Source organism: Methylobacterium nigriterrae, assembly GCF_037106235.1.
Taxonomy (GTDB): domain Bacteria; phylum Pseudomonadota; class Alphaproteobacteria; order Rhizobiales; family Beijerinckiaceae; genus Methylobacterium; species Methylobacterium nigriterrae.
Window position 1 is genome coordinate 1 of record NZ_JBAWTG010000750.1, and the last position, 287, is coordinate 287.

Sequence of the window (287 nt, forward strand, 5' to 3'; positions counted from 1 at the left end):
CGCCGCGGGGCGCGATGACGCGCTGGCCGGGACGCTGCCGTCGCCTTTCATGGCGCACCTCTCGCATTCGCAGTCCGTTCTGGAGGTGCCAGCCGGTGCCACCGTGCTGGCCGGCACGCCGCATGACCCGCATCAGGTCTTGCGCTACGGCCCCGATACCTGGTCGTGTCAGTTCCATCCCGAATTCACCGTCGAGATCCTGCGGTGGTGCCTGGCGGCGCATCGGCGCGCGCCCGGCGAGATTCCGGGCCGGATAAGCGACCTGGCCGACGTACAGGAGACGCCCT

General features: G+C 70.0%; 1 protein-coding gene. It reads left to right on the forward strand.

All coding sequences use genetic code 11. The features are described 5' to 3' along the window. A partial coding sequence (locus WDW90_RS38990; RefSeq protein ID WP_488803334.1) for a type 1 glutamine amidotransferase family protein occupies positions 1 to 287 on the forward strand: 287 nt, incomplete at both ends.